This window comes from Streptomyces sp. NPDC048612 (assembly GCF_043199295.1).
Lineage (GTDB): Bacteria > Actinomycetota > Actinomycetes > Streptomycetales > Streptomycetaceae > Streptomyces.
On record NZ_JBICVV010000001.1, the window covers coordinates 138,414 to 161,789 of the forward strand.

The 23,376-nt window shown below is 72.1% G+C and carries 21 protein-coding genes and 1 tRNA gene; 19 read left to right on the forward strand and 3 right to left on the reverse strand.

What is annotated here, in order from left to right; all coding sequences use genetic code 11:
* Nucleotides 1-238: 238 nt before the first annotated feature.
* Nucleotides 239-1,108, reverse strand: coding sequence for a hypothetical protein (locus ACGFN2_RS00450; protein WP_362600936.1), 870 nt, complete (start codon nucleotides 1,106-1,108; stop codon nucleotides 239-241).
* 144 nt (nucleotides 1,109-1,252) lie between these two features.
* Here ACGFN2_RS00450 and ACGFN2_RS00455 point away from each other — a divergent pair, with 144 nt between their 5' ends.
* Entirely contained in the window at nucleotides 1,253-2,224 is a 972-nt protein-coding gene (locus ACGFN2_RS00455) for a GlxA family transcriptional regulator (protein ID WP_393356376.1), read from the forward strand.
* A 59-nt stretch (nucleotides 2,225-2,283) separates the two neighbouring features.
* The gene (locus ACGFN2_RS00460; RefSeq protein ID WP_362600930.1) at nucleotides 2,284-2,928 is read left to right on the forward strand and encodes a DJ-1/PfpI family protein; all 645 of its coding nucleotides are present in this window, start codon (nucleotides 2,284-2,286) and stop codon (nucleotides 2,926-2,928) included.
* Nucleotides 2,929-2,955: 27 nt separating this feature from the next.
* Here ACGFN2_RS00460 and ACGFN2_RS00465 read toward each other — a convergent pair whose 3' ends face one another.
* Nucleotides 2,956-3,726 carry an enoyl-CoA hydratase-related protein gene (locus ACGFN2_RS00465; RefSeq protein ID WP_362600927.1) on the reverse strand — a complete coding sequence of 257 codons (771 nt, stop codon included), beginning with the start codon at nucleotides 3,724-3,726 and terminating at the stop codon, nucleotides 2,956-2,958.
* 55 nt (nucleotides 3,727-3,781) lie between these two features.
* On the opposite strand from ACGFN2_RS00465, the gene ACGFN2_RS00470 reads away from it, so the two are divergent.
* From ACGFN2_RS00470 to ACGFN2_RS00480, 3 genes are all read left to right on the forward strand, one after another.
* Nucleotides 3,782-5,425 (forward strand): ABC-F family ATP-binding cassette domain-containing protein, encoded by a 1,644-nt coding sequence (locus ACGFN2_RS00470; RefSeq protein ID WP_362600924.1) that lies wholly within the window; start codon nucleotides 3,782-3,784, stop codon nucleotides 5,423-5,425.
* Nucleotides 5,426-5,511: 86 nt separating this feature from the next.
* Nucleotides 5,512-5,585: transfer RNA gene (locus ACGFN2_RS00475), tRNA-Met, on the forward strand.
* A gap of 214 nt (nucleotides 5,586-5,799) precedes the next feature.
* Complete coding sequence (locus ACGFN2_RS00480; RefSeq protein ID WP_393356379.1) at nucleotides 5,800-6,291, forward strand: ATP-binding protein; 492 nt, start codon at nucleotides 5,800-5,802, stop codon at nucleotides 6,289-6,291.
* On the opposite strand, the gene idi is transcribed toward ACGFN2_RS00480, so the two are convergent.
* A complete protein-coding gene (gene idi, locus ACGFN2_RS00485; protein ID WP_362600918.1) occupies nucleotides 6,266-6,877 on the reverse strand; it encodes an isopentenyl-diphosphate Delta-isomerase in 612 nt (203 codons plus the stop codon). The genes ACGFN2_RS00480 and idi overlap by 26 nt on opposite strands.
* Before the next feature lie 526 nt (nucleotides 6,878-7,403).
* On the opposite strand from idi, the gene ACGFN2_RS00490 reads away from it, so the two are divergent.
* The 14 genes from ACGFN2_RS00490 (at nucleotide 7,404) to hpnH (ending at nucleotide 23,220) form a co-directional block, all read left to right on the forward strand.
* Complete coding sequence (locus tag ACGFN2_RS00490; RefSeq protein WP_362601448.1) at nucleotides 7,404-9,209, forward strand: DUF5941 domain-containing protein; 1,806 nt, start codon at nucleotides 7,404-7,406, stop codon at nucleotides 9,207-9,209.
* Nucleotides 9,206-9,943, forward strand: coding sequence for a sugar phosphate nucleotidyltransferase (locus tag ACGFN2_RS00495; RefSeq protein WP_086720811.1), 738 nt, complete (start codon nucleotides 9,206-9,208; stop codon nucleotides 9,941-9,943). The genes ACGFN2_RS00490 and ACGFN2_RS00495 overlap by 4 nt, the downstream gene beginning before the upstream one ends.
* On the forward strand, nucleotides 9,931-10,992 hold the full coding sequence (locus ACGFN2_RS00500; RefSeq protein WP_362600915.1) for an iron-containing alcohol dehydrogenase family protein: 1,062 nt from the start codon (nucleotides 9,931-9,933) through the stop codon (nucleotides 10,990-10,992). Before ACGFN2_RS00495 ends, ACGFN2_RS00500 begins: the two co-directional genes overlap by 13 nt.
* A complete protein-coding gene (locus ACGFN2_RS00505) occupies nucleotides 10,970-11,749 on the forward strand; it encodes a CDP-alcohol phosphatidyltransferase family protein (protein WP_362600912.1) in 780 nt (259 codons plus the stop codon). The genes ACGFN2_RS00500 and ACGFN2_RS00505 overlap by 23 nt, the downstream gene beginning before the upstream one ends.
* Before the next feature lie 14 nt (nucleotides 11,750-11,763).
* Nucleotides 11,764-12,636 carry a glycosyltransferase gene (locus ACGFN2_RS00510; RefSeq protein ID WP_362600909.1) on the forward strand — a complete coding sequence of 291 codons (873 nt, stop codon included), beginning with the start codon at nucleotides 11,764-11,766 and terminating at the stop codon, nucleotides 12,634-12,636.
* A 78-nt stretch (nucleotides 12,637-12,714) separates the two neighbouring features.
* Nucleotides 12,715-13,644: an ABC transporter permease gene (locus tag ACGFN2_RS00515; RefSeq protein WP_362600906.1), complete on the forward strand. Its 930-nt coding sequence runs from the start codon at nucleotides 12,715-12,717 to the stop codon at nucleotides 13,642-13,644.
* Complete coding sequence (locus tag ACGFN2_RS00520) at nucleotides 13,637-14,440, forward strand: ABC transporter ATP-binding protein (protein ID WP_393356383.1); 804 nt, start codon at nucleotides 13,637-13,639, stop codon at nucleotides 14,438-14,440. Before ACGFN2_RS00515 ends, ACGFN2_RS00520 begins: the two co-directional genes overlap by 8 nt.
* Nucleotides 14,441-14,891: 451 nt before the next feature.
* Nucleotides 14,892-15,758, forward strand: coding sequence for a squalene synthase HpnC (hpnC, locus tag ACGFN2_RS00525; RefSeq protein WP_362614699.1), 867 nt, complete (start codon nucleotides 14,892-14,894; stop codon nucleotides 15,756-15,758).
* Nucleotides 15,755-16,708, forward strand: a complete 954-nt coding sequence (hpnD, locus tag ACGFN2_RS00530) for a presqualene diphosphate synthase HpnD (protein WP_393356386.1) — start codon at nucleotides 15,755-15,757, stop codon at nucleotides 16,706-16,708. The genes hpnC and hpnD overlap by 4 nt, the downstream gene beginning before the upstream one ends.
* 100 nt (nucleotides 16,709-16,808) lie before the next feature.
* Nucleotides 16,809-18,266 (forward strand): hydroxysqualene dehydroxylase HpnE, encoded by a 1,458-nt coding sequence (gene hpnE, locus ACGFN2_RS00535; protein WP_393356388.1) that lies wholly within the window; start codon nucleotides 16,809-16,811, stop codon nucleotides 18,264-18,266.
* Nucleotides 18,263-19,384, forward strand: a complete 1,122-nt coding sequence (locus tag ACGFN2_RS00540; RefSeq protein ID WP_393356390.1) for a polyprenyl synthetase family protein — start codon at nucleotides 18,263-18,265, stop codon at nucleotides 19,382-19,384. The genes hpnE and ACGFN2_RS00540 overlap by 4 nt, the downstream gene beginning before the upstream one ends.
* A 130-nt stretch (nucleotides 19,385-19,514) precedes the next feature.
* Nucleotides 19,515-21,524, forward strand: a complete 2,010-nt coding sequence (gene shc, locus ACGFN2_RS00545; RefSeq protein ID WP_393356392.1) for a squalene--hopene cyclase — start codon at nucleotides 19,515-19,517, stop codon at nucleotides 21,522-21,524.
* Nucleotides 21,524-22,189, forward strand: coding sequence for a 1-hydroxy-2-methyl-2-butenyl 4-diphosphate reductase (locus ACGFN2_RS00550; protein ID WP_362614691.1), 666 nt, complete (start codon nucleotides 21,524-21,526; stop codon nucleotides 22,187-22,189). Before shc ends, ACGFN2_RS00550 begins: the two co-directional genes overlap by 1 nt.
* A 5-nt stretch (nucleotides 22,190-22,194) precedes the next feature.
* Complete coding sequence (gene hpnH / locus ACGFN2_RS00555) at nucleotides 22,195-23,220, forward strand: adenosyl-hopene transferase HpnH (RefSeq protein ID WP_362614689.1); 1,026 nt, start codon at nucleotides 22,195-22,197, stop codon at nucleotides 23,218-23,220.
* Nucleotides 23,221-23,376 lie beyond the last annotated feature (156 nt).

Genomic DNA, 23,376 nt, shown 5'->3' on the forward strand with positions numbered 1-23,376 from the left:
ATCCAGACCCGCCTTCCAGCGCTTGCGTGAGCCTGCATTGTGCCGGGTGGCGGGCCGGACTGTCGCACCGCCCAGCCGCCGGGGTGTCTGTGAGTCACCGTGGCCGCCCGGAAGCCGGGAGAGGACCGGCGGACACCCGTGGCGCGCCGGGGTGCGCGACGGCGCGCACACCCGGCGGCCGCGGGCGCCTCGCCCCTGAGGGAGCCTTACGTACCGGAACGCACCGAAACGCTCCTGATCACTTGCCGAACAGCGCCGCGGGGAACGCCCCGGCCTCCATGACGGTGGTGGTGAAACCGGTCGCCAGCTCGGTGAGCCGGGCCACACCCTCGGCGCCCAAGTGCTCGTACGGCGCCCGGTCCAGCCGGTCGGTCCTCCGCTCCAGCTCCTTGCGCAGCAGGATTCCGGCCTCGGTCAGCTCGCCCTCGGAGTCCAGAAGCCCCCGGGACCGCAGCCGCTCCTGCGCGTCCTGCCAGTCCTCCTCCGACCAGCCGCGGGTCGCCAGGACGCCCTTGGGGCTCATGCCCCGGCCGCTGGCCGTGTGAGTGACCAGCGCCTCCAGCCCGTCCAGTTCGGCGTCCAGCAGGGCTATCAGGTGGCCGTCACCGCGGTGTTCGCGCAGCAGCGTCGCGGCGTGCCAGTAGGCCAGGTGCGGGGCCTGCGGCACCGGCAGGTCGGCGTGGGCGGCGTACAGCGGCCGGGCCCGGCGGGTGCAGGCCTCGGCGGCCTGCAGCGCCAGCTTCGCCGCCTCCGCCATCTCCGCCGACTCCACGGCCTCGGGGCCGAGCAGCCGCCGCAGCGTGGCGTCCGCGGCGCGCAGCCGGGCGTCGAGCACCTCCTGCGGCGTGGTGACCGTCCAGATGTGCGGGACGTGCTGGGCGATGAGGTCGTGCCGGAAGTTGTAGAAGGTGGCCGTGACGGTGCCGGGGCCCACGGCGCCCATGGCCGCGGCGCGGCAGGCGAAGTACGCGGCGCTGCGGTGCTCCAGGCCGAGCTTCGCCATCTCCTCGGACAGCTCCGGCGCGAAGTAGTGCGTGGAGTGGAAGGGGTTGATGACGTTGTGGCAGGTGCGGCCGGCCTTCTCGGGCAGTGCGCTGGAAGAGGTCATACGGGCAGGGTACCGACCCGTCGGTATGGGTCCCGGGCAGGGGCCCGGTCGGCGCCCGCCCCCGGGCCGCGCGCGGCCCTGATGGCAGGAAAGGTGGGTTTTCCGTCATTGCGGCCGTTGTCGCCGCTGACCAGGATGGAAGACATGGAACAGCGCGATGTGCTCGTGGTTCTCTTCGACGGGGTGCAGGCCCTCGACGTCTGCGGACCGCTCGACGTCTTCAGCGGCGCGGCCCAGGGCGTCCCGGGCGCCTACCGGACTCGCACCGCGAGCCTTGACGGGGCGCCGGTCCGCACCACCAGCGGGCTGACGCTCGTCCCCGACCTCACCCTCGCCGCCGCGGCGCCCCCGCACACCCTGCTGGTCCCCGGCGGCCAGGGCACCCGTACCCCCGACCCCCGGCTGATCGACTGGCTGCGCGCGCACGCGCCCCGGGCCCGGCGGAAGGTCTCGGTGTGCAGCGGCGCGCTGCTGCTGGCCGAGGCCGGGCTGCTGGACGGCCGCCGGGCGACGACCCACTGGATGCTCTGCGACACCCTCGCCGCACGCTTCCCCGCGGTGCGCGTCGAACCCGAGCCGATCTACGTACGGGACGGCGATCTGGCCACCTCCGCCGGTGTGACGGCCGGGATCGACCTCGCGCTGGCCCTGGTGGAGGAGGACCTCGGCCGGGACCTCGCGCTGACCATCGCCCGGCACCTGGTCGTCTTCCTCCGGCGTCCGGGCAACCAGACCCAGTTCAGCGCCCAGCTCGCCGCCCAGACCGCCCAGCGCCGGCCGCTGCGCGACGTCCAGCAGTGGATCACCGAGAACCCGGCGGCGGACCTCTGCGTCGACGCCCTCGCGGCACGCGCGAGCCTCTCCCCGCGGCACTTCGCGCGGGCGTTCCGCGAGGAGACCGGCATGACGCCCGGCCGCTATGTCGACCGGGTGCGGCTGGAGGCCGCCCGCCGGTGCCTGGAGGACACCACCGACGGCATCGAGCAGGTGGCGCGCCGCTGCGGCTACGGCACCCCCGAGGCGATGCGCCGCGCCTTCCTCCGCGTCCTGGGCGCCTCCCCGGCCGAATACCGCCGCCGCTTCCAGCCCGCCGCCCCGCCCGTACCCACCGCCTGAACCACGCCGGCCGCGACGACCACCGCGCCGGCCCCATCCACCGACGACAGGAACCGACCATGCAGCTCGCCATCCTTCTCTACGACAGCTTCACCACGCTCGACGCCATCGGCCCCTACGACACCCTCAGCCGGCTGCCGGGCGCGGAGACCGTGTTCGTCGGCGAGCGGACCGGCCCGTACCGCAACGACCTCGGGTCGCTCGGGCTGGTCGCCGACGCCACGCTCGCCGAGGTCACCGCGCCGGACATCGTCGTCGTACCGGGCGGCCCCGGGCAGCTCGCCCACATGGCGGACGGCCCGCTGCACGAGTGGCTCCGCGCCGTGGACGCCCACACCACCTGGACCACCTCGGTGTGCACCGGTTCGCTGCTCCTGGGCGCCGCCGGTCTGCTCAAGGGGCGCCGGGCGACCTCCCACTGGCTGGCACTGGACCAGCTGCCCGGTCTGGGCGCCGAGCCGACCGGGGAGCGGGTGGTCTTCGACGGCAAGTACGTCACGGCCGCCGGCGTCTCGGCCGGTATCGACATGGGGCTGACGCTGGCCGGCCGGATCGCCGGGGACACCGTGGCGCAGACGATCCAGCTCGGCATCGAGTACGACCCCCGGCCGCCCTACGACGCGGGCTCCCCGGACAAGGCCCCGGCCGAGGTCGTCGCGGCGCTGCGGGGGCGCAGCCGCTTCGTGCTGACGGGCGAGGAGTAGAGGCGGGCCGCCCCCTGGCCCGCGGCCTCAGCCCGCCGGCCAGGTGAAGCGCGGCACCCGGCGCTCCAGAAAGGCGGCGGCACCCTCCGCGGTGTCGCCGCTCGCGCGCGCCTGCGCGGCCCAGTACGCCCCGCGCTCCTCGGCCTCGGCGGGCGGGACGTCCCAGGTCCCGTCGGCCAGCTCCTTCGCCGCGGTCTGGGTCAGCAGCGAACGGCTCGCGAGGACGGCAGAGAACTCCGCCACCCGCTTGTCCAGCGCGCCCTCGGCCAGCACCTCATCCACCAGCCCCGTACGCAGCGCCCGCGCACAGTCGATCAACTCCCCGGAGAACAACAGGTACTTGGCGGCCGCGGGCCCGACCAGCCGCACCAGCCGCCGGGTCGCGGACGCCGGATAGGCCACCCCGAGCTTGGCCGGCGTCACCCCGAACCGCGCGCCCTCCTCCGCGAACCGCAGATCACAGGCGGCCGCCAACTGGGCCCCGCCGCCCACGCAGTAGCCGCGTATCGCCGCCAGCGTCGGCCCGGGGAACGCCGCCAGCGCCTCCTCCGCCGCCACCGCCAGCCCCTGCGACTCGGCGGCCCCCTCGCGCAGCGCCCCGATGTCGGCGCCCGCGCAGAACGTCCCGCCCTCACCGGTCAGCACCAGCGACCGGACGGAACGGTCACCCGCCAGCCGCTCCAGCAGCGGCGGCAGCTCCCGCCACATCGGTACCGTCATCGCGTTCCGCTTGCCGGTGTTGCTGATGGTGACGGTCGCTGTGCCGTCGCTGACATGCGTCTTCAGACCGGGTTCCATGCTCCGGATATTAGAGCGACCGCGACGGACCGGGCCGGATACGATCGGCGGCCTGATGTCAGCAACTCTCGTCGCCAAAGACCTCGCCGCCGGCCACGGCGAGCGCGTCCTGTTCTCCGGCCTCGACCTGGTCGTCGCCCCCGGAGACGTGATCGGCCTCGTCGGCGCCAACGGGGCGGGCAAGTCCACCCTGCTGCGCCTGCTGGCCGGCCTGGACACCCCGGAGGAGGGCACGCTCGCCCTCAGCCCGCCCACCGCGACCGTCGGCCATCTCCCCCAGGAACCCGACCGCCGTCCCGGTGAGACCGTACGGGCCTTCCTCGCCCGCCGCACCGGCGTCACCGACGCCCAGCTCGCCCTGGACACCGCCACTCAGGCGCTGGTCGAGGAGAAACCGGGCGCGGACGACGCCTACGCCACCGCGCTGGAGCGCTGGCTCTCCCTGGGCGCCGCCGACCTCGACGAACGCGCAGAGGAGACCGCCGCCCAGCTCGGTCTGACCGTCGGCCTCGACCAGCCGATGACCACGCTCTCCGGCGGCCAGGCCGCCCGCGCCTCGCTCGCCTCCCTGCTGCTCTCCCGTTACGACGTCTTCCTGCTCGACGAGCCGACCAACGACCTCGACCTGGACGGCCTCGGCCGGCTGGAGTCCTTCGTCACCGGGCTGCGCGCCGGCACCGTCCTGGTCAGCCACGACCGCGAGTTCCTGACCCGCACGGTCACCCGCGTCGTCGAACTCGACCTGGCCCAGCAGCAGGTCAACTCCTACGGCGGCGGCTACACCTCCTACCTGGAGGAGCGCGAGCGGGCCCGGCGCCATGCGCGCGAGCAGTACGAGGAGTACGCCGACACCAAGGCCGCTCTGGAGACCCGCGCGCACACCCAGCGCAACTGGATGGAGAAGGGCGTCAAGAACGCCCGCCGCAAGGCCCCGGACAACGACAAGATCGGCCGCAAGGCCCGGGTGGAGGCCACCGAGAAGCAGGCCGCCAAGGCCAAGCAGACCCAGCGCCTGATCGAGCGGCTCGATGTCGTCGAGGAGCCGCGCAAGGAGTGGGAGCTGCGGATGGAGATCGCCGCCGCGCCCCGGGCCGGCGCGGTCGTGGCGACCCTGCGCGGCGCCGGCCTCCGGCGCGGTGACTTCCGCTTCGGCCCGGTGGACCTGCAGATCGACTGGGCGGACCGGGTCGCCATCACCGGCCCCAACGGCTCCGGCAAGTCCACCCTGCTCGCCGCACTCCTCGGCCGGCTCCCGCTGGACACCGGGCAGGCGGCGCTCGGCCCCGGCGTGGTGATCGGCGAGGTCGACCAGGCACGCGGACTGTTCCTCGGCGACGAACCGCTGATGGACGCCTTCCGGCTCTCCGTACCGGAGCTGTCGCCGGCCGATGTGCGCACCCTGCTCGCGAAGTTCGGGCTGAAGGCGGCGCATGTGCTGCGCCCGGCGCGCACCCTCTCGCCGGGGGAGCGGACCCGGGCCGCGCTGGCCCTCCTCCAGGGCCGCGGGGTCAACCTCCTCGTCCTGGACGAGCCGACCAACCATCTCGACCTGCCGGCCATCGAGCAGCTGGAGTCCGCGCTCGCCTCCTACCCGGGCACCCTGCTGCTGGTGACGCACGACCGCCGGATGCTGGAAGCCGTGCACACCACCCGTCGTATCGAGGTCGACGCCGGACGGATCACCGACCGCGCGGTGTGAGAACACCGGGACCGGCGGCCTCCGGTGCCCACGGTGGATATCGATTTGGCCCAGCGGCCGCCGACCCGTACTGTGGTGTTCACCGACGCGGGGTGGAGCAGCTCGGTAGCTCGCTGGGCTCATAACCCAGAGGTCGCAGGTTCAAATCCTGTCCCCGCTACTCATGACAGCAGGTCCGGTGCTCAGGCACCGGGCCTGCTGCTTTTGCCGGCCCGGTGACCGTCGCGGCGGTCCGCGACCCGGCGCAAACGGAACAGGTCCGGTCTCCGGGTCGCGTGAACCGCTCGGAATCGGCCATAAGCCGTCGATAGATGCTGACTTGTGTTCAGCAGGCCGGTCCGGACCAATGCGTTCCCAACACTCGTCCTGTGAGGATGCCTTCCGGACCCCCCGCAGAACCCCCCGAAGAGCTGACCTCCCCGCTCGCGTACGAAGGTGTCTGGCGGTTCACCACCCCGGCACTGGAGGCCTCGGTGCCGCAGGCACGGCACGCGGTCCGGGATCTGCTCGCCGAACAAGGTGTGCCCGTCGCCGCCGTGATCATGGACGGCCTGCTGCTCATCGTCTCCGAACTCGTCACCAACGCCGTCCGGCACGCCGCCCTGCTCTCACCGCAGATCGCCGTCCAGCTCACCCTCGGGGCGAACTGGCTACGGGTCGCGGTCGAGGACGATCACCCCTACCGCCCCAAGGCGCTGGAGGCGGACCAGGGTGATCTGGGCGGCCGTGGACTGTGGCTGGTCAAGACGCTCACCGCGGAGGCGGGCGGCAAATGCGGCGTCGAGCACACCAGGAACGGCGGCAAGGCCATCTGGGCCGAGCTGCCGCTCACCCCGCCGGCTACCAGCCCGCCGTCCCTCCTGTGAGTTCGCGCACCGCCGGCCGCGCCGCGTCCAGCACGGTCATGAACCACGCGGAGAACGGCACCGCGGCATGCCGCTCGGCCAGCTCCTCCGGGGTCACGAAGGCGATCTCGCCGATCTCCTCGGGGTCGGGCGCCGGGTCCGCCCGCACCAGCCCGACGAACAGGTGGTTGTACTCCTGCTCCACGAGGCCGGACGCCGGGTCGGGATGGTTGTAGCGGACCGTGCCGGCCTCGGCCAGCAGGGAGGGGGCGACCCCCAGCTCCTCCGCGGTCCGCCGGGCGGCGGCCGCGAACGGCGCCTCGCCCGGGTACGGATGCCCGCAGCAGGTGTTGGACCACACACCGGGGGAGTGGTACTTCCCCAGCGCCCGGCGCTGGAGCAGCAGCCTCCCCTTCTCGTCGAAGAGGAAGACCGAGAACGCCCGGTGCAGCTGCCCGGGGGGCTGGTGGGCCGCGAGCTTCTCCGCGGTGCCGATCGTCGTACCGTCCTCGTCGACCAGCTCCAGCATGATCGGTTCGGCGGTGCCGCCCGGTGTGCTCACCGCCGGGTCCCCGGCGGTCTGTCCGTTGGCAGGTGTGATCGGCATGCCCATCCTTGTCGTCGGTCTTCGACGCCAAGTCTGCCCTAGCCGGGTCCGCATCAGCGGCACAGTGGGTGCGCGGCGCCACAAGCGGGCGCGCCGGCCCTCGGGCGCGCCCGCCGTGAGATGGTCCACATCCGCCGTCGCGCGCCCGTCTCCGGCGCGGCGGGTGCCGCGCGCCGCCGGACCGTGGGATGGCTCTCACCACACGGGCCCCGGCACAACCCGCCCGCCCCGTGACCAGCCCGCTCATAACCGGCACCGGATCGGGTCCGGGCCCACCGGCCAGTTGTTCATGCGCCACCCGATCCACCATGATGATCGCGGCAGGCGCAGCCGGCGGTCACTCGATCGTGCGGTGAATGCGCGGTGAACGGCCGCATCCGGCGATCCGATAGCCTCTGCCGACGTGCCACCCGGCCCTCCCAGGGGCGAGGTGTGCCACGCCCGCTGCCCGGGTAGTTCGTATCGAATGCGGATCGACTGCGGACCGGCCCGTGCTGCCTTGTCAGCATCCAAGGAGTGAGTTCGTCTGTCGACCGCCATCCTCACCGGTCCGCCGGTAGCCGGGTCGCCGCTCGAAGCCGACCTGCGCGCGCTGGGCTTTGACGTCCGTACGGCGAACGATCCCGCGGCCGCCGCCGAGCTGATCAGCGCGGTGCCCGCGCACGAGCGGGTCGCCGTCGTCGACCCGCGCTTCGTCGGGCATCAGCACGCGCTGCGGCTGGCGCTGACCGACCCCCGCTTCCCGGCCGCCGCCGTGCCCGGCGCGCTCACCGCGCAGCCCGCGGCGCGCGCCGCGCTGGCCCGCGCGGTCGGCCGAATCCCGGTCGGCGCCGGCACCGCCCACCTCACGGACGTCCTCACCGACACCCTCACCGAGTCCCTGGACCGCGACGAGGCCGGTCTGCACCGCGTCGAGCTGGGCAGCCTGGTCGCCATCGTCGCGCTGACTCCCGATCGGCGTGCGGAGGCCCGCGAGGCCGTCGACGCCGTCGACGAGGAGGCGGTTCGGCTGCGCACCGCCGTGAAGTCCCGCGACGGGTTCTTCACGACGTACTGCATCAGCCCCTACTCCCGCTACCTCGCCCGTTGGTGCGCGCGGCGCGGGCTCACCCCCAACCAGGTCACCACCGCCTCGCTGCTCACCGCGCTGATCGCGGCCGGCTGCGCGGCCACCGGAACCCGTGGCGGCTTCGTCGCTGCCGGCTTCCTGCTCCTCTTCTCCTTCGTCCTGGACTGCACCGACGGGCAGCTCGCCCGCTACTCCCTGCAGTACTCGACGATGGGCGCCTGGCTCGACGCCACCTTCGACCGGGCCAAGGAGTACGCCTACTACGCGGGCCTCGCCCTGGGCGCGGCCCGCGGCGGGGACGACGTCTGGGCGCTGGCGCTCGGCGCGATGGTCCTGATGACCTGCCGCCATGTCGTCGACTTCTCCTTCAACGAGGCGAACCACGACGCCACGGCCAACACCAGCCCCACCGCCGCCCTCTCCGGCAAGCTCGACAGCGTCGGCTGGACGGTCTGGGTGCGGCGGATGATCGTGCTGCCGATCGGCGAGCGCTGGGCCATGATCGCCGTGCTCACCGCGCTGACCACCCCGCGCATCGTCTTCTACGCCCTGCTCATCGGCTGTGCGCTGGCCGCCTGCTACACCACGGCGGGACGGGTGCTGCGCTCGCTGACCCGCCGGGCCCGGCGCACCGACCGCGCCGCCCAGGCACTGGCCGACCTCGCCGACTCCGGGCCGCTCGCCGAGCTGATCGCCGCCGCCGCGCGCGGCCGCGGCCGGACCGGTTCCTACCTGGCTCCCGCTATGGCGTTTCTCTCGGCCGCGGTGCTGCTGGTCTGGGTGATCTTCGAGCACGACCCCGCGTCCTGGCTCACCGTGGGCGTCGCCGCCTGCTCCGCGCTGCTGGCCGGCGCGGCGGTGTCCCGGCCGCTCAAGGGCGCCCTCGACTGGCTCGTCCCGCCCTTCTTCCGGGCCGGTGAGTACGTCACGATCCTGGTGCTGGCCGCCCGCGCGGACGTCCCCGGAGCGCTGCCCGCGGCGTACGGGCTGGTCGCGGCGGTCGCCTACCATCACTACGACACGGTCTACCGCATCCGTGGTGGCACCGGAGCCCCGCCCCGGTGGCTGGTCCGGGCGACCGGCGGACATGAGGGACGGATTCTCGTGATCACCGTCCTCGCCGCCGCGCTGTCCCCTGAAGGTTTCACAATCGCGCTGACGGCCCTTGCTGTGGTCCTGGCGCTGCTGGTGCTCATCGAGAGCATTCGCTTCTGGGTGTCCTCCCAAGCACCCGCCGTACACGATGAAGGAGAACCCGCATGATCGGCCTCGTGCTGGCCGCCGGCGCCGGACGGCGTCTGCGTCCCTACACCGACACCCTGCCCAAGGCCCTGGTGCCGGTCGACGGGGACACCACCATCCTCGACCTGACCCTCGGCAACTTCGCCGAGATCGGCCTGACCGAGGTCGCGATCATCGTCGGCTACCGCAAGGAAGCCGTCTACGAGCGCAAGGAGGCCCTGGAGCAGAAGTACGGCCTCAAGCTCACCCTCATCGACAACGACAAGGCCGAGGAGTGGAACAACGCCTACTCCCTGTGGTGCGGCCGTGACTCGATCAAGCACACCGTGATCCTCGCCAACGGCGACACCGTGCACCCGGTCTCCGTCGAGAAGACCCTGCTCGCCGCCCGCGGCAACGGCCAGAAGATCATCCTCGCGCTGGACACCGTCAAGCAGCTCGCCGACGAGGAGATGAAGGTCGTCGTGGACCCCGCCAAGGGCGTCCAGAAGATCACGAAGCTGATGGACCCGGCCGAGGCGACCGGTGAGTACATCGGCGTCACCCTCATCGAGGGCGAGGCCGCCGAGGAGCTGGCCGACGCCCTGAAGACCACCTTCGAGCGGGACCCCGACCTCTACTACGAGGACGGCTACCAGGAGCTGGTCAACCGCGGCTTCAAGGTGGACGTGGCCCCGATCGGCGACGTCAAGTGGGTCGAGATCGACAACCACGACGACCTGGCGAAGGGCCGTGACATCGCATGCCAGTACTGACCCGCCTCATCCCGTCCCCGGTCGTCGTCGACATCAACGCCGGCGCCCTGGACGACCTGGCGGGCCTGCTGGCCGATCAGCGCATCTCCGCGTCCGGCAAGCTCGCCATCGCGATCAGCGGCGGCTCGGGGGCACGGCTGCGCGAGCGGCTGTCCCCCGCGCTGCCGGGCGCCGAGTGGTACGAGGTCGGCGGCGGCACCCTGGACGAAGCGATCAAGCTCGCCGACGCCATGAAGAAGGGGCACTACGACGCGGTCGTGGGCCTCGGCGGCGGCAAGATCATCGACTGCGCCAAGTTCGCCGCGGCGCGCATCGGCCTGCCGTTGGTCGCCGTCGCGACGAACCTGTCGCACGACGGCCTGTGCTCGCCGGTGGCCACGCTGGACAACGACGCGGGCCGTGGCTCCTACGGTGTGCCGAACCCGATCGCCGTGGTGATCGACCTCGACATCATCCGCGAGGCCCCGGTCCGGTTCGTCCGCTCCGGCATCGGCGACGCGATCTCCAACATCTCCGCGGTCGCGGACTGGGAGCTCTCCCACCGCGAGACCGGTGAGGACATCGACGGACTGGCGGCCGCCATGGCGCGCCAGGCCGGCGAGGCCGTGCTGCGCCACCCCGGTGGCGTCGGCGACGACCACTTCCTCCAGGTGCTCGCCGAGGGACTGGTCCTCACCGGCATCTCGATGTCGGTGGCCGGCGACAGCCGTCCGGCGTCCGGGGCCTGCCACGAGATCAACCACGCGCTGGACATCCTCTTCCCCAAGCGCGCCGCGAGCCACGGCGAGCAGTGCGGCCTGGGTGCCGCCTTCGCCACGCATCTGCGCGGGGACAAGGAGACCCGGGACCTGATGGTCGAGGTGCTGCGCCGGCACGGGCTGCCGGTCACGCCGGGCGAGATCGGCTTCACCGACGAGGAGTTCGTCGAGGCCGTCGCGTACGCGCCCAAGACCCGCCCCGGGCGCTACACCATCCTTGAGCACCTCGACCTGTCCGCCGACCAGATCAGGGACGCATACGCCGACTATGCACAAGCCGTCAGTAGCTGAACTCCGCCCGGTCGTGCACCCCGAGGGTGTCAAGGACCGGCGCAGCGGTGAGCACTGGGGCGGTCGCCTCTACATGCGCGAGATCTCCCTGCGCATCGACCGGCACCTGGTGAACACGAAGGTCACGCCCAACCAGCTGACCTACCTGATGACCGTTTTCGGCGTCCTCGCCGCCCCGGCACTGCTGGTGCCGGGGATCGCGGGCGCCGTCCTCGGCGTGCTGATGGTCCAGCTCTACCTGCTGCTCGACTGTGTCGACGGCGAGGTCGCCCGCTGGAAGAAGCAGTTCTCGCTCGGCGGGGTGTACCTGGACCGGGTCGGCGCCTACCTGTGCGACGCCGCGGTCCTGGTCGGCTTCGGGCTGCGCGCCGCCGACCTGTGGGGCAGCGGCCGGATCGACTGGCTGTGGGCCTTCCTCGGCACCCTCGCCGCGCTCGGCGCCATCCTGATCAAGGCCGAGACCGACCTGGTCGGTGTCGCCCGTCACCAGGGCGGGCTGCCGCCCGTCAAGGAGGCGGCCTCCGAGCCGCGGTCCTCCGGGATGGCGCTGGCCCGTAAGGCGGCCGGGGCGCTGAAGTTCCACCGGCTCATCCTCGGTATCGAGGCGTCCCTGCTGATCCTGGTCCTGGCGGTCCTGGACACCATCCGGGGCGACCTGTTCTTCTCGCGTCTGGGCGTCGCCGTGCTCGCCGGCATCGCGCTCCTCCAGACGGTGCTCCACCTTGTGTCCATCCTCGCCTCCAGCAGGCTCAAGTGACGGGGGCGTCCCGAATGCGGATCGGTGCGGTTGTCCTGACGATGGGCAACCGCCCCGAGGAGCTGCGCGCGCTGCTCGACTCGGTCGCCAAGCAGACCGGCGACCCGATCGAGACCGTCGTCGTCGGCAACGGTTCGCCGCTGCCCGAGCTCCCCGAGGGCGTACGGACGGTCGAGCTGCCCGAGAACGTGGGCATCCCGGCCGGCCGCAATGTCGGTATCGAGGCGTTCGGCCCCGGCGGCGGTGACGTCGATGTGCTGCTCTTCCTCGACGACGACGGGCTGCTGGCCAGGGAGGACACCGCCGAACTGTGCCGCGAGGCGTTCGCCGCCGACCCGGAGCTGGGCATCATCAGCTTCCGGATCGCCGACCCGGACACCGGCGAGACCCAGCGCCGGCACGTCCCGCGGCTGCGCGCCTCGGACCCGATGCGGTCGTCGCGGGTCACCACCTTCCTCGGTGGTGCGAACGCGGTCCGTACGCATGTCTTCGAGGAGGTCGGCGGGCTGCCCGACGACTTCTTCTACGCGCACGAGGAGACGGACCTGGCCTGGCGGGCGCTGGACGCGGGCTGGCAGATCGACTACCGGTCGGACATGGTCCTCTTCCACCCGACCACGGCACCGGCCCGGCACGCGGTCTACCACCGGATGGTGGCCCGTAACCGTGTGTGGCTGGCCCGCCGAAACCTTCCGGCGCTGCTGGTTCCGGTCTACCTCGGTGTCTGGTTCCTGCTGACGCTCGCCCGCCGGCCCTCGCGACCGGCACTGCGGGCCTGGCTGGGCGGGTTCAAGGAAGGCTGCGTCACCCCGTGCGGTCCCAGGCGCCCCATGAAGTGGGCTACCGTTTGGCGACTGACCCGACTGGGCCGCCCTCCCGTCATCTGACAAGCTCGTATCTGAGAGCATCAGGCGCGAGCCGGGGCGTGGCCCCGGCAGCGCACCTTGAGGACGAAAGTGTCAACTGTGAGCGAGACCACGCACGACAGTGCGGTCGCCATGAGTGCCCCGCCATCTTCCGACGAAGGGCTCACCGCTGCCCAGCGGGCCCAGAAGTACGGGCTCTCGCAGAGCGGGGCCCGTCCCAGCCTCCCGGAGTACGTCCGGCAGCTGTGGGAACGGCGGCATTTCATCCGCGCCTTCGCCGGCGCCAAGCTGACGGCGCAGTACAGCCAGGCCAAGCTGGGACAGGTCTGGCAGGTGGCGACGCCCCTGCTGAACGCGCTCGTGTACTACTTGATCTTCGGCCTGCTGATCGGTACGAGGAAGGGCATCCCCGACTACGTTCCGTACCTGGTGACCGGTGTCTTCATCTTCACCTTCACCCAGAGTTCGGTGATGGCCGGAACGCGGGCGATCTCGGGGAACCTCGGCCTGGTGCGGGCGCTGCACTTCCCGCGTGCCTGCCTGCCGATCTCGTTCTGCCTGATGCAGCTCCAGCAGCTGTTCTTCTCCATGGGTGTGCTGGTCCTCATCCTGCTGGGCTTCGGGCAGCTGCCGACCTGGTCGTGGCTGCTGGTCGTGCCGGCGCTGGCGCTGCAGTTCGTGTTCAACACGGGCCTGGCGATGGTGATGGCGCGGCTGGGCTCCAAGACCCCGGACCTGGCGCAGCTGATGCCGTTCATCATGCGGACGTGGATGTACGCGTCCGGCGTGATGTTCAGCATCGACCTGATCCTCAAGGACAAGCACGTCCCGGCGTTCGTCGAGATCCTGCTCAACGTGAACCCGGCCGTGGTCTACATCGACCTGATGCGGTTCGCGCTGATCGACAGCTTCACGGCGAACGAGCTGCCGCCGCACGTCTGGGCGCTCGCCGGGGGCTGGGCGCTGGTGATGGGCGTCGTGGGCTTTGTGTACTTCTGGAAGTCTGAGGAGCGGTACGGACGTGGCTGAGCAGAACAACGGCGTCCAGCCGACCGAGGCGGCCGCGGAGCGCATCCCGACGGTGATCGCGGACGATCTGCACATCGTCTACCGGGTCTACGGCGCCGGCGCGGGCAAGGGCAGCGCCACCGCGGCGCTCAACCGCATCGTGCGCCGCAAGCCCACCGCGGGCGTGCGCGAGGTGCATGCGGTCAAGGGCGTGTCGTTCACGGCCTACCGGGGTGAGTCGATCGGTCTGATCGGGTCCAACGGTTCGGGCAAGTCGACGCTGCTCAAGGCGGTCGCCGGGCTGCTGCCGGCCGAGCGCGGCAAGGTCTACACGCACGGCCAGCCCTCGCTGCTGGGCGTCAACGCGGCCCTGATGAACGACCTGACCGGCGAGAAGAACGTCCTGCTCGGCGGCCTGGCCATGGGCATGAGCCGCGAGCAGGTCCGGGACCGCTACCAGGGCATCGTCGACTTCTCCGGCATCAACGAGAAGGGCGACTTCATCTCGCTGCCGATGCGCACCTACTCCTCCGGCATGGCGGCCCGGCTGCGGTTCTCCATCGCGGCGGCCAAGGACCACGACGTGCTGATGATCGACGAGGCGCTGGCCACCGGCGACCGCAGCTTCCAGAAGCGCTCCGAGGCCCGCATCCGCGAGCTGCGCAAGGAGGCCGGCACGGTCTTCCTGGTCAGCCACAACAACAAGTCCATCCGCGACACCTGCGACCGCGTGCTGTGGCTGGAGCGCGGTGAGCTGCTGATGGACGGTCCGACGGACGAGGTCATCAAGGCGTACGAGAAGGAGACGGGCAAGTAGTCCGCTCCGTGAGCGAAGGCCTCCGCGAGCCCGCCTCGCGGGGGCCTTCGAGCGTGCAGAGAATCGGTCAACTGCGGCGGTTTCGGCGATAGTTCGGACGTAACGGGCGTCGGCCGGAGCCTCGTCCCATGCCTCGGACCCGCTCGGACGTGGGTGAGCGGTACGACGTAAGCTGTACGGGTACCGAACAGCACAAGTGGTATATGTCGGGCAGTGCTCACCCAGGCGGGCGATGGGGGCTCGACCGGGGCGCGTCGCCTGCTGCGGCGTGTCCGAAATAGGATGTTTTAGCTTGGCGGTGTAGAACGGGAGACGTGACGGCAATGGCTACTGGTTCGCTCCGGCACCGAAATGCGCCGGGCAGCCCCCGGTGAGCCGAGACAACGAGCAGGCGCGTCGCGCCATCCTCCGAAGGGGGGCGGCGGGTGACGGGCGGGAGCAGACGCGCACCGTGCTCGATCAGGCCGCACACGAGAACTTCCCGGTGGCGCCGTTCTTCCTGCCCCGTGCCTGGCGGACCGACCTGATGGCCGTCTACGGCTTCGCCCGGCTCGTCGACGACATCGGCGACGGCGATCTCGCCCCCGGCGGCGGCGATGCCGTACTCCTCGGACTGGACCGCGCGCAGTGCGACGACCGGCCCGCCCTGCTGGACGCACTGGAAGCGGACCTGCACCGCGTCTTCAGCGACCGTGCACCGGGTCCGGGGCATCCGCTGCTGCGCCGGCTCGGCCCGACCGTCCGCCGCTGCGGGCTGACCCCCGAGCCGTTCCTCGCACTGATCGAGGCCAACCGCCAGGACCAGCGGGTGAGCCGCTACGGCACCTACGACGACCTGGCCGCCTACTGCGAACTGTCCGCCAACCCCGTCGGCCGGCTGGTCCTGGGCATCACCGGCACCTCGTCCCCCGAGCGGGTCCGCCGTTCGGACGCGGTGTGCACCGCCCTGCAGATCGTCGAGCACGTCCAGGACGTGGCCGAGGACCTCGGACGGGACCGCATCTACCTCCCGGCGGAGGACATGAAACGCTTCGGCGTCACCGAGGCCGATCTGGCCGCCCCGAGCGGGGGCGCATCGGTGCGCGCACTGATCGCCTACGAGGCGGAACGCGCCCGTGAGCTGCTGAATGAAGGCACCCCGCTGGTGGGTAGCGTCCACGGCAGACTCAAGCTGCTGCTGGCCGGATTCGTGGCCGGCGGACGCGCTGCACTCCAGGCGGTTGCGGCCGCCGATCACGACGTACTCCCTGGACCGCCCAAACCGACCAAGCTCAGCCTGCTGCGCGAGGTAGGGGCGACACTGCGAAGAGAGGGGTGAGTCGGACCGTGGAGGCAACCGCACACGCGTCCGCGCCGGTGCTCGCTGCGTACCGCTACTGCGAGGCCATCACCGGGCAGCAGGCACGCAACTTCGCCTACGGCATCCGGCTGCTGCCGACCGACAAGCGGCAGGCCATGTCGGCGCTCTACGCCTTCTCCCGCCGGATCGACGACATCGGCGACGGCACCCTGGAGCCCTCGGCCAAGCAGGGGCGCCTGGAGGAGACCCGGGCGCTGCTGGCCCGCGTCAAGGACGGCCGGATCGACGAGGACGACACCGATCCGGTCGCCGTCGCGCTGTCCGACGCCGCCCGCCGCTTCCCGCTGCCGCTGGAGGGGCTCGACGAGCTGATCGACGGCGTGCTGATGGACGTGCACGGCGCGACCTACGAGACCTGGGACGAGCTGAAGGTCTACTGCCGCTGTGTCGCCGGGGCCATCGGACGGCTCTCACTGGGCGTGTTCGGCACGGTCCCGGGCGCGCCGGACGCCGAGCGCGCCTCCGAGTACGCCGACGCCCTCGGCCTCGCCCTCCAACTCACCAACATTCTCCGGGACGTTCGGGAGGACGCCGGCAACGGGCGCACCTACCTGCCCGCCGAGGACCTCGCCAAGTTCGGCTGCGCGGAGGGCTTCGAGCGGTCCGTACCGCCGCCCGGCTCCGACTTCACCGGCCTGGTGCACTTCGAGGTGAAGCGGGCCCGCGCGCTGTTCGCCGAGGGCTTCCAGCTGCTGCCGATGCTGGACCGGCGCAGCGGTGCCTGTGTGGCCGCGATGGCCGGGATCTACCACCGGCTGCTGACGCGGATCGCCGCCGACCCCGAGGCGGTGCTGCGCGGGCGGGTCTCCCTGCCCGGCCGGGAGAAGGCCTTCGTCGCGGTGCGCGGACTGTCCGGGCTCGACGCACGGGCGATCGGCCGCCGGCAGGCCGTCCGGAGGCGTGGATGACCGGCCGGGCGGTGAACGACGGCGGTGATCCCGCGTCAGCGCGGCGCGCAACCCTCCCCCGGGTGGCTGCGTCCATGAGGGAAGTACAGGGGGAGAACACATGACATCGGGAGCCACGCGGCCCGGCCGGCGCCGCGACCTGCCGCCCGGCCCGCCCGAAGGGGCGGCCGCGGTGGTCATCGGGGGCGGTCTCGCGGGCACGACCGCGGCGCTCGCGCTGGCCGAGGCGGGACTGCGGGTCACCCTCGTCGAGGGCCGCCCCCGCCTCGGCGGACTGGTCTTCTCCTTCCGCCGTGACTCCGCCGCCGGCGAACTGTCCGTCGACAACGGCCAGCACGTCTTCCTGCGCTGCTGCACCGCCTACCACCAGCTGCTGGAGCGGATCGGCGCCGCCTCGCTGGTGCCCCTCCAGGAGCGGATGGACGTCCCGGTCCTGGACGCCGACCGGATGCGGCTCGGCCGGCTGCGCCGCACCGCGCTGCCCGTCCCGCTGCACCTCGCCGGGAGCCTCGCCGGCTACCCGCATCTGTCCCCCGCGGAGCGCGCCGGCGTCGTCCGCGCCACCCTGGCGCTCAAGGACCTGGACCCGGCCGACCCCGCGCTGGACGGGATGGACTTCGGCAGCTGGCTGCGCCGGAACGGCCAGTCGGCGCGGGCGATCGAGGCGCTGTGGGACCTGGTCGGCATCGCGACCCTCAACGCCCGTGCCGGGGACGCCTCGATGGGCCTGGCCGCCAAGGTCTTCAGGACCGGGCTGCTGTCCGCCCCCGGCGCCGCCGACATCGGCTGGTCCCGCGTCCCGCTCGGCGACGTCCACGACACCCTCGCGCGCACGGCCCTGGAGAAGGCCGGCGTCCGCATCGCCCTGCGCACCCGCGCCGGCTCGGTCACCCGCCGGGACGACGGCTGGCAGGTCTCGGTGGAGAACGGCCCGCACGGCACCGAGCAGCTCACCGCGGACACCGTCGTCCTCGCCGTACCGCAGCGCGAGGCGCACGGCCTGCTGCCCGACGGGGCGCTGGACGACAAGGACCGGCTGCTGGACATCGGCACCGCCCCGATCCTCAACCTCCATGTCGTCTACGACCGCAGGGTGCTGCGCCGCCCCTTCTTCGCCACGGTCGGCTCGCCCGTCCAATGGGTCTTCGACCGCACCGACGCCTCGGGGCTGACGCGGACCGCCGGGAACGAGCGCTGCCAGTATCTGGCGGTCTCGCAGTCCGCCGCGCAGGAGGAGATCGACCAGCCGGTCGCCAAGCTCCGCGCCCGCTACCTCCCCGAGCTGGAGCGGCTGCTGCCCGCCGCCCGGGGCGCCCGGGTCCGCGACTTCTTCGTCACCCGCGAGCGCACCGCGACCTTTGCGCCCGCCCCGGGCGTCGGCAGGCTCCGCCCCGCCGCCCGCACCCAAGCCCCCGGCCTCTTCCTGGCCGGTGCGTGGACCGCCACCGGGTGGCCCGCGACCATGGAAAGCGCTGTTCGCAGCGGCACTGCCGCCGCTCGCGAGGCACTCAACGAACTCGGCTTCCCCCGGGGCCAGTTGCCTCAGGAGGCGGCATGACTACGAGTACGAGCGCTCGCACGAGCACGAGCGTCGGAAACAGAGGAGAAACCGTGAACCCGGCTTCCCCAGCTATCGACACCGAGAGCGTCACCGCGCTGCTGGAGCGCGGGCGGACACTCGCCACCCCCGTGCTGCGTGCCGCTGTGGACCGGCTCGCTCCTCCCATGGACACCGTCGCCGCCTACCACTTCGGCTGGATCGACGCCGAGGGCCACCCCACCGCGGGTGACAGCGGCAAGGCGGTCCGTCCCGCGCTCGCCCTGCTGTCGGCCGAGGTCGCCGGTGCGGCCCCCGGGGTGGGCGTGCCCGGCGCGGTCGCCGTCGAGCTGGTGCACAACTTCTCGCTGCTGCACGACGACCTCATGGACGGCGACGAGCAGCGCCGGCACCGTGACACCGTCTGGAAGGTGCACGGCCCCGCGCAGGCCATCCTCGTCGGCGACGCGCTGTTCGCCCTCGCCAACGAAATACTGCTGGAGCTGGGCACGGTCGACGCCGGCCGCGCCACCCGCCGGCTCACCCTGGCCACCCGCAAGCTGATCGACGGCCAGGCCCAGGACATCTCCTACGAGCACCGCGAGCGGGTCACCGTCGAGGAGTGCCTGGAGATGGAGGGCAACAAGACCGGCGCGCTGCTGGCCTGCGCCGTCTCCATCGGCGCCGTCCTGGGCGGCGCCGACGACCGCACCGCCGACACCCTGGAGAAGTACGGCTACCACCTCGGCCTCGCCTTCCAGGCCGTGGACGACCTGCTCGGCATCTGGGGCGACCCGGAGGCCACCGGCAAGAAGACCTGGAGCGATCTGCGCCAGCGCAAGAAGTCGCTGCCGGTCGTCGCCGCGCTGGCGGCCGGTGGCCCGGCCTCCGAGCGTCTCGCCGAGATCCTGGCGGCCGACGCGAAGAAGAGCGAGACCGAGATCGCCGACTTCACCGAGGAAGAGTTCGCCTCCCGCGCGGCCCTCATCGAGGAGGCCGGCGGCCGTGAGTGGACCTCCCAGGAGGCCCGCCGCCAGCACGCCACCGCCATCGCCGCACTCGACGAGATCGACATGCCGGAGCAGGTCCGCGCACAGCTCGTCGCGCTCGCGGACTTCGTCGTCGTACGACAGAGATGAGCAGTGTCGTACGGGAGAGATGAGCAGTATCGACACCGAATAGTTCGCAGTCGCCGGCCGGTGCCAGCCGGGCGCCGGCCGACGGAATCCCTGAGCACGCTTTTCACAGTTCACTGCCGAAGGGGAAGCCATGACAGCGACGACCGACGGAAGCACCGGGGCACTGCCGCCCCGGGCCCCCTCGGCCAGCGATGCCACCGCTGAGAACACCGCACCACTGCGCACCGCCGTACGGCACGACACGGCGGACGCCGCCCGGCGCGCGACCGCACGCGCCACCGACCATCTGCTGTCCGTCCAGGACCCCGCCGGATGGTGGAAGGGCGACCTAGAGACCAACGTCACGATGGACGCCGAGGACCTGCTGCTCCGTCAGTTCCTGGGCATCCAGGACCCCTCGCTCACCGAGGCCGCCGCCCGCCACATCCGCGGCGAGCAGGGCGCGGACGGCACCTGGGCCACCTTCTACGGCGGGCCCGGCGACCTCTCCGCCACCATCGAGGCCTATGTCGCCCTGCGGCTCGCCGGTGACGCCCCGGACGCACCGCACATGGCCCGGGCCGCCGCCTGGGTCCGGGCGCAGGGCGGGGTCGCAGCGGCCCGGGTCTTCACCCGCATCTGGCTGGCCCTCTTCGGCTGGTGGAAGTGGGACGACCTGCCCGAACTCCCGCCGGAGCTGGTCTACTTGCCCGCGTGGTTCCCGCTCAACCTCTATGACTTCGGGTGCTGGGCGCGGCAGACCATCGTGCCGCTGACCATCGTCTCGGCCAAGCGCCCGGTCCGCCCGGCGCCGTTCGGCCTCGACGAGCTGCACACCGATCCCCGCCGCCCCAACCCGCCGCGGCCGCTCGCCCCCGCCACCAGCTGGGACGGCGTGTTCCAGCGCCTCGACAAGGCGCTGCACGTCTACCACAAGGTCGCCCTGCGCCCGCTGCGCGCCGCCGCGATGCGCTCCGCCGCCCGCTGGATCGTCGAACGGCAGGAGAACGACGGCTGCTGGGGCGGCATCCAGCCCCCCGCGGTCTACTCGGTCATCGCCCTCCACCTCTGCGGCTACGACCTCGACCACCCCGTGCTGCGCGCCGGTCTGGCCTCCCTCGACCGGTTCGCCGTATGGCGCGAGGACGGCGCCCGGATGATCGAGGCCTGTCAGTCCCCGGTCTGGGACACCTGCCTGGCGACGATCGCACTGGCCGACGCCGGACTCCCCGCCGACCACCCGCAGCTGGTCAAGGCCGCCGAGTGGATGCTCGCCGAGCAGATCGACCGGCCCGGGGACTGGAGCGTCAAACGGCCCCAACTCCCCTCCGGTGGCTGGGCGTTCGAGTTCGCCAACGACAACTACCCGGACATCGACGACACCGCGGAGGTGGTGATCGCGCTGCGCCGGGTCAAGCACCCCGATCCGCCGCGGGTCGACTCCGCGGTACGCCGCGGGGTGCGCTGGAACCTCGGGATGCAGTCCCGGGACGGGGGCTGGGGCGCCTTCGACGTCGACAACACCAGCCCGTTCCCCAACCGGCTGCCGTTCTGCGACTTCGGGGAGGTCATCGACCCGCCGTCGGCCGATGTCACCGCCCATGTCGTCGAGATGCTCGCCGACGTCGGCCGCACCCATGACCCGCGCACCCGCCGCGGTATCGCCTGGCTGCTGGCCGCGCAGGAGCCCGACGGGTCGTGGTTCGGCCGCTGGGGCACGAACTGCCTCTACGGCACGGGATCGGTGCTCCCCGCGCTCGCCGCGGCCGGCATCCCCGGCTCGCATCCCGCGGTCCGCCGGGCCGTGCGCTGGCTGGAGCGGGTGCAGAACGACGACGGGGGCTGGGGCGAGGACCAGCGGTCCTACCAGGACAGGGAGCAGTGGGCGGGGCGCGGCGCCTCGACCGCCTCACAGACCGCCTGGGCGCTGATGGCGCTGCTCGCGGCCGGGGAACGGGACGGCGAGGCGGTACGGCGCGGTGTGCGGTGGCTGACCGGCACCCAGCGCGAGGACGGGTCCTGGGACGAGCCGTACTTCACCGGCACCGGCTTCCCCTGGGACTTCTCCATCAACTACCACCTCTACCGCCAGGTCTTCCCGCTGACGGCCCTGGGCCGCTACGTCAACGGGGGACCGGCCGGCGCACCGGTGGGGGCCTGATGCCCGGACGGCCCCCGACCGACGCCGCACCGCCGCTGCTGATCGCCTGCGCGCTCGGCATCGAGCGGTTCGCGCTGCGCGGGGGCCGTGGGGGAGTGGCCGGCAAGACCGCCCCGAGAGTGGTCACGCTCCGCACCGGCATGGGCCCCCAGGCGGCCGAACGCGCCCTCACCGAAGCGCTGGGTGAGGGCGCGGTCACCGCGCGTTCCCCGGTCATCGCCAGCGGCTTCTGCGCCGGCCTCGCCCCCGGGATGCGCCCGGGCGACGTGGTCGTAGCCGAGGCCACCCGCGGCCACGACGCCGGTGCGCCGGAGACGCCCTGCCATGACAACGGGCCGCTGCTCCGGGCCCTGCGGGAGCGCGGTCTGACCGTGCACAGCGGGCTGCTGTGCGGCTCTGACCACGTCGTACGCGGTGCGGAGCGGGCCGAGCTGCATGCCGCGGGCGCGGTGGCGGTGGACATGGAGTCCGCCGCCACGCTCCGTGCCGCCCGGCGCGTCGGCCGCCGTCCGGTTGCGGCCGTCCGGGTGGTCGTGGACGCTCCAGAACATGAACTGGTACGCATCGGCACCGTGCGCGGTGGAATATCGGCCTTCCGGGTGCTGCGCTCCGTACTTCCCGTTTTCCACGAATGGCACCGTTCTTTGCTGCTCCCCTGGAGGTGAGCCAGATGGCCATGCCGCTCCGTCAGTCCATCCGGGTCGGTACCTATCTCTTTGAACAGAAGGTGATCCGGCGGCGGGAGAAATTCCCGCTCATTGTCGAGCTGGAACCGCTCTACGCCTGCAATCTGAAATGCGAGGGCTGCGGGAAGATCCAGCATCCGGCAGGCGTGCTCAAGCAGCGCATGCCGGTGGCGCAGGCGGTCGGGGCGGTGCTGGAGTCCGGTGCTCCGATGGTGTCCATCGCCGGTGGCGAGCCCTTGATGCACCCGCAGATCGACGAGATCGTGCGGCAGTTGGTGGCGAAGCGCAAGTATGTCTTCCTGTGCACCAACGCGATGCTGTTGCGCAAGAAGCTGGAGAAATTCACGCCCTCCCCGTATTTCGCGTTCGCGGTGCACATCGACGGTATGCGGGAACGGCACGACGAATCCGTCGCCAAGGAAGGCGTGTTCGACGAGGCGGTGGCCGCGATCAAGGAGGCCAAGCGCCACGGCTTCCGGGTCACCACCAATTCCACCTTCTTCAACACCGACACCCCGCAGACCATCATCGAGGTCCTCAACTTCCTCAATGACGACCTGCGGGTCGACGAGATGATGCTGTCGCCCGCCTACGCCTATGAGAAGGCCCCCGACCAGGAGCACTTCCTCGGTGTCGAACAGACCAGGGAACTCTTCCGGAAGGCCTTCGCCGGCGGCAACCGGCGCCGCTGGCGGCTCAACCACAGTCCGCTCTTCCTGGACTTCCTGGAGGGCAAGGCCGACTTCCCGTGCACGGCCTGGGCGATCCCCAACTACTCCTTGTTCGGCTGGCAGCGTCCCTGCTACCTGATGAGCGACGGCTATGTCCCGACGTACCGGGAGCTCATCGACGAGACCGACTGGGAGAAGTACGGCCGCGGCAAGGACCCGCGCTGCGCCAACTGCATGGCGCACTGCGGCTACGAGCCGACCGCCGTCCTCGCCACCATGGGCTCCCTGAAGGAGTCCCTCCGGGCGGCGAGGGACGCCGTCGCGGGAAACCGCAGCTGACCCGTCACACCGGGGGAGCCCGTCGCCACGGCTCCCCGCCCGCTCCCCGGCCCGGGGGGGGGGGCCCCCCCCCGGCCCGGGGGGGGGCGGGCGCCCCGGGGGGGGGGCCCCCCGGGGCCCCGGGGGGGGCGGGCCCCCCGCCCCCCCGCGGTCGGC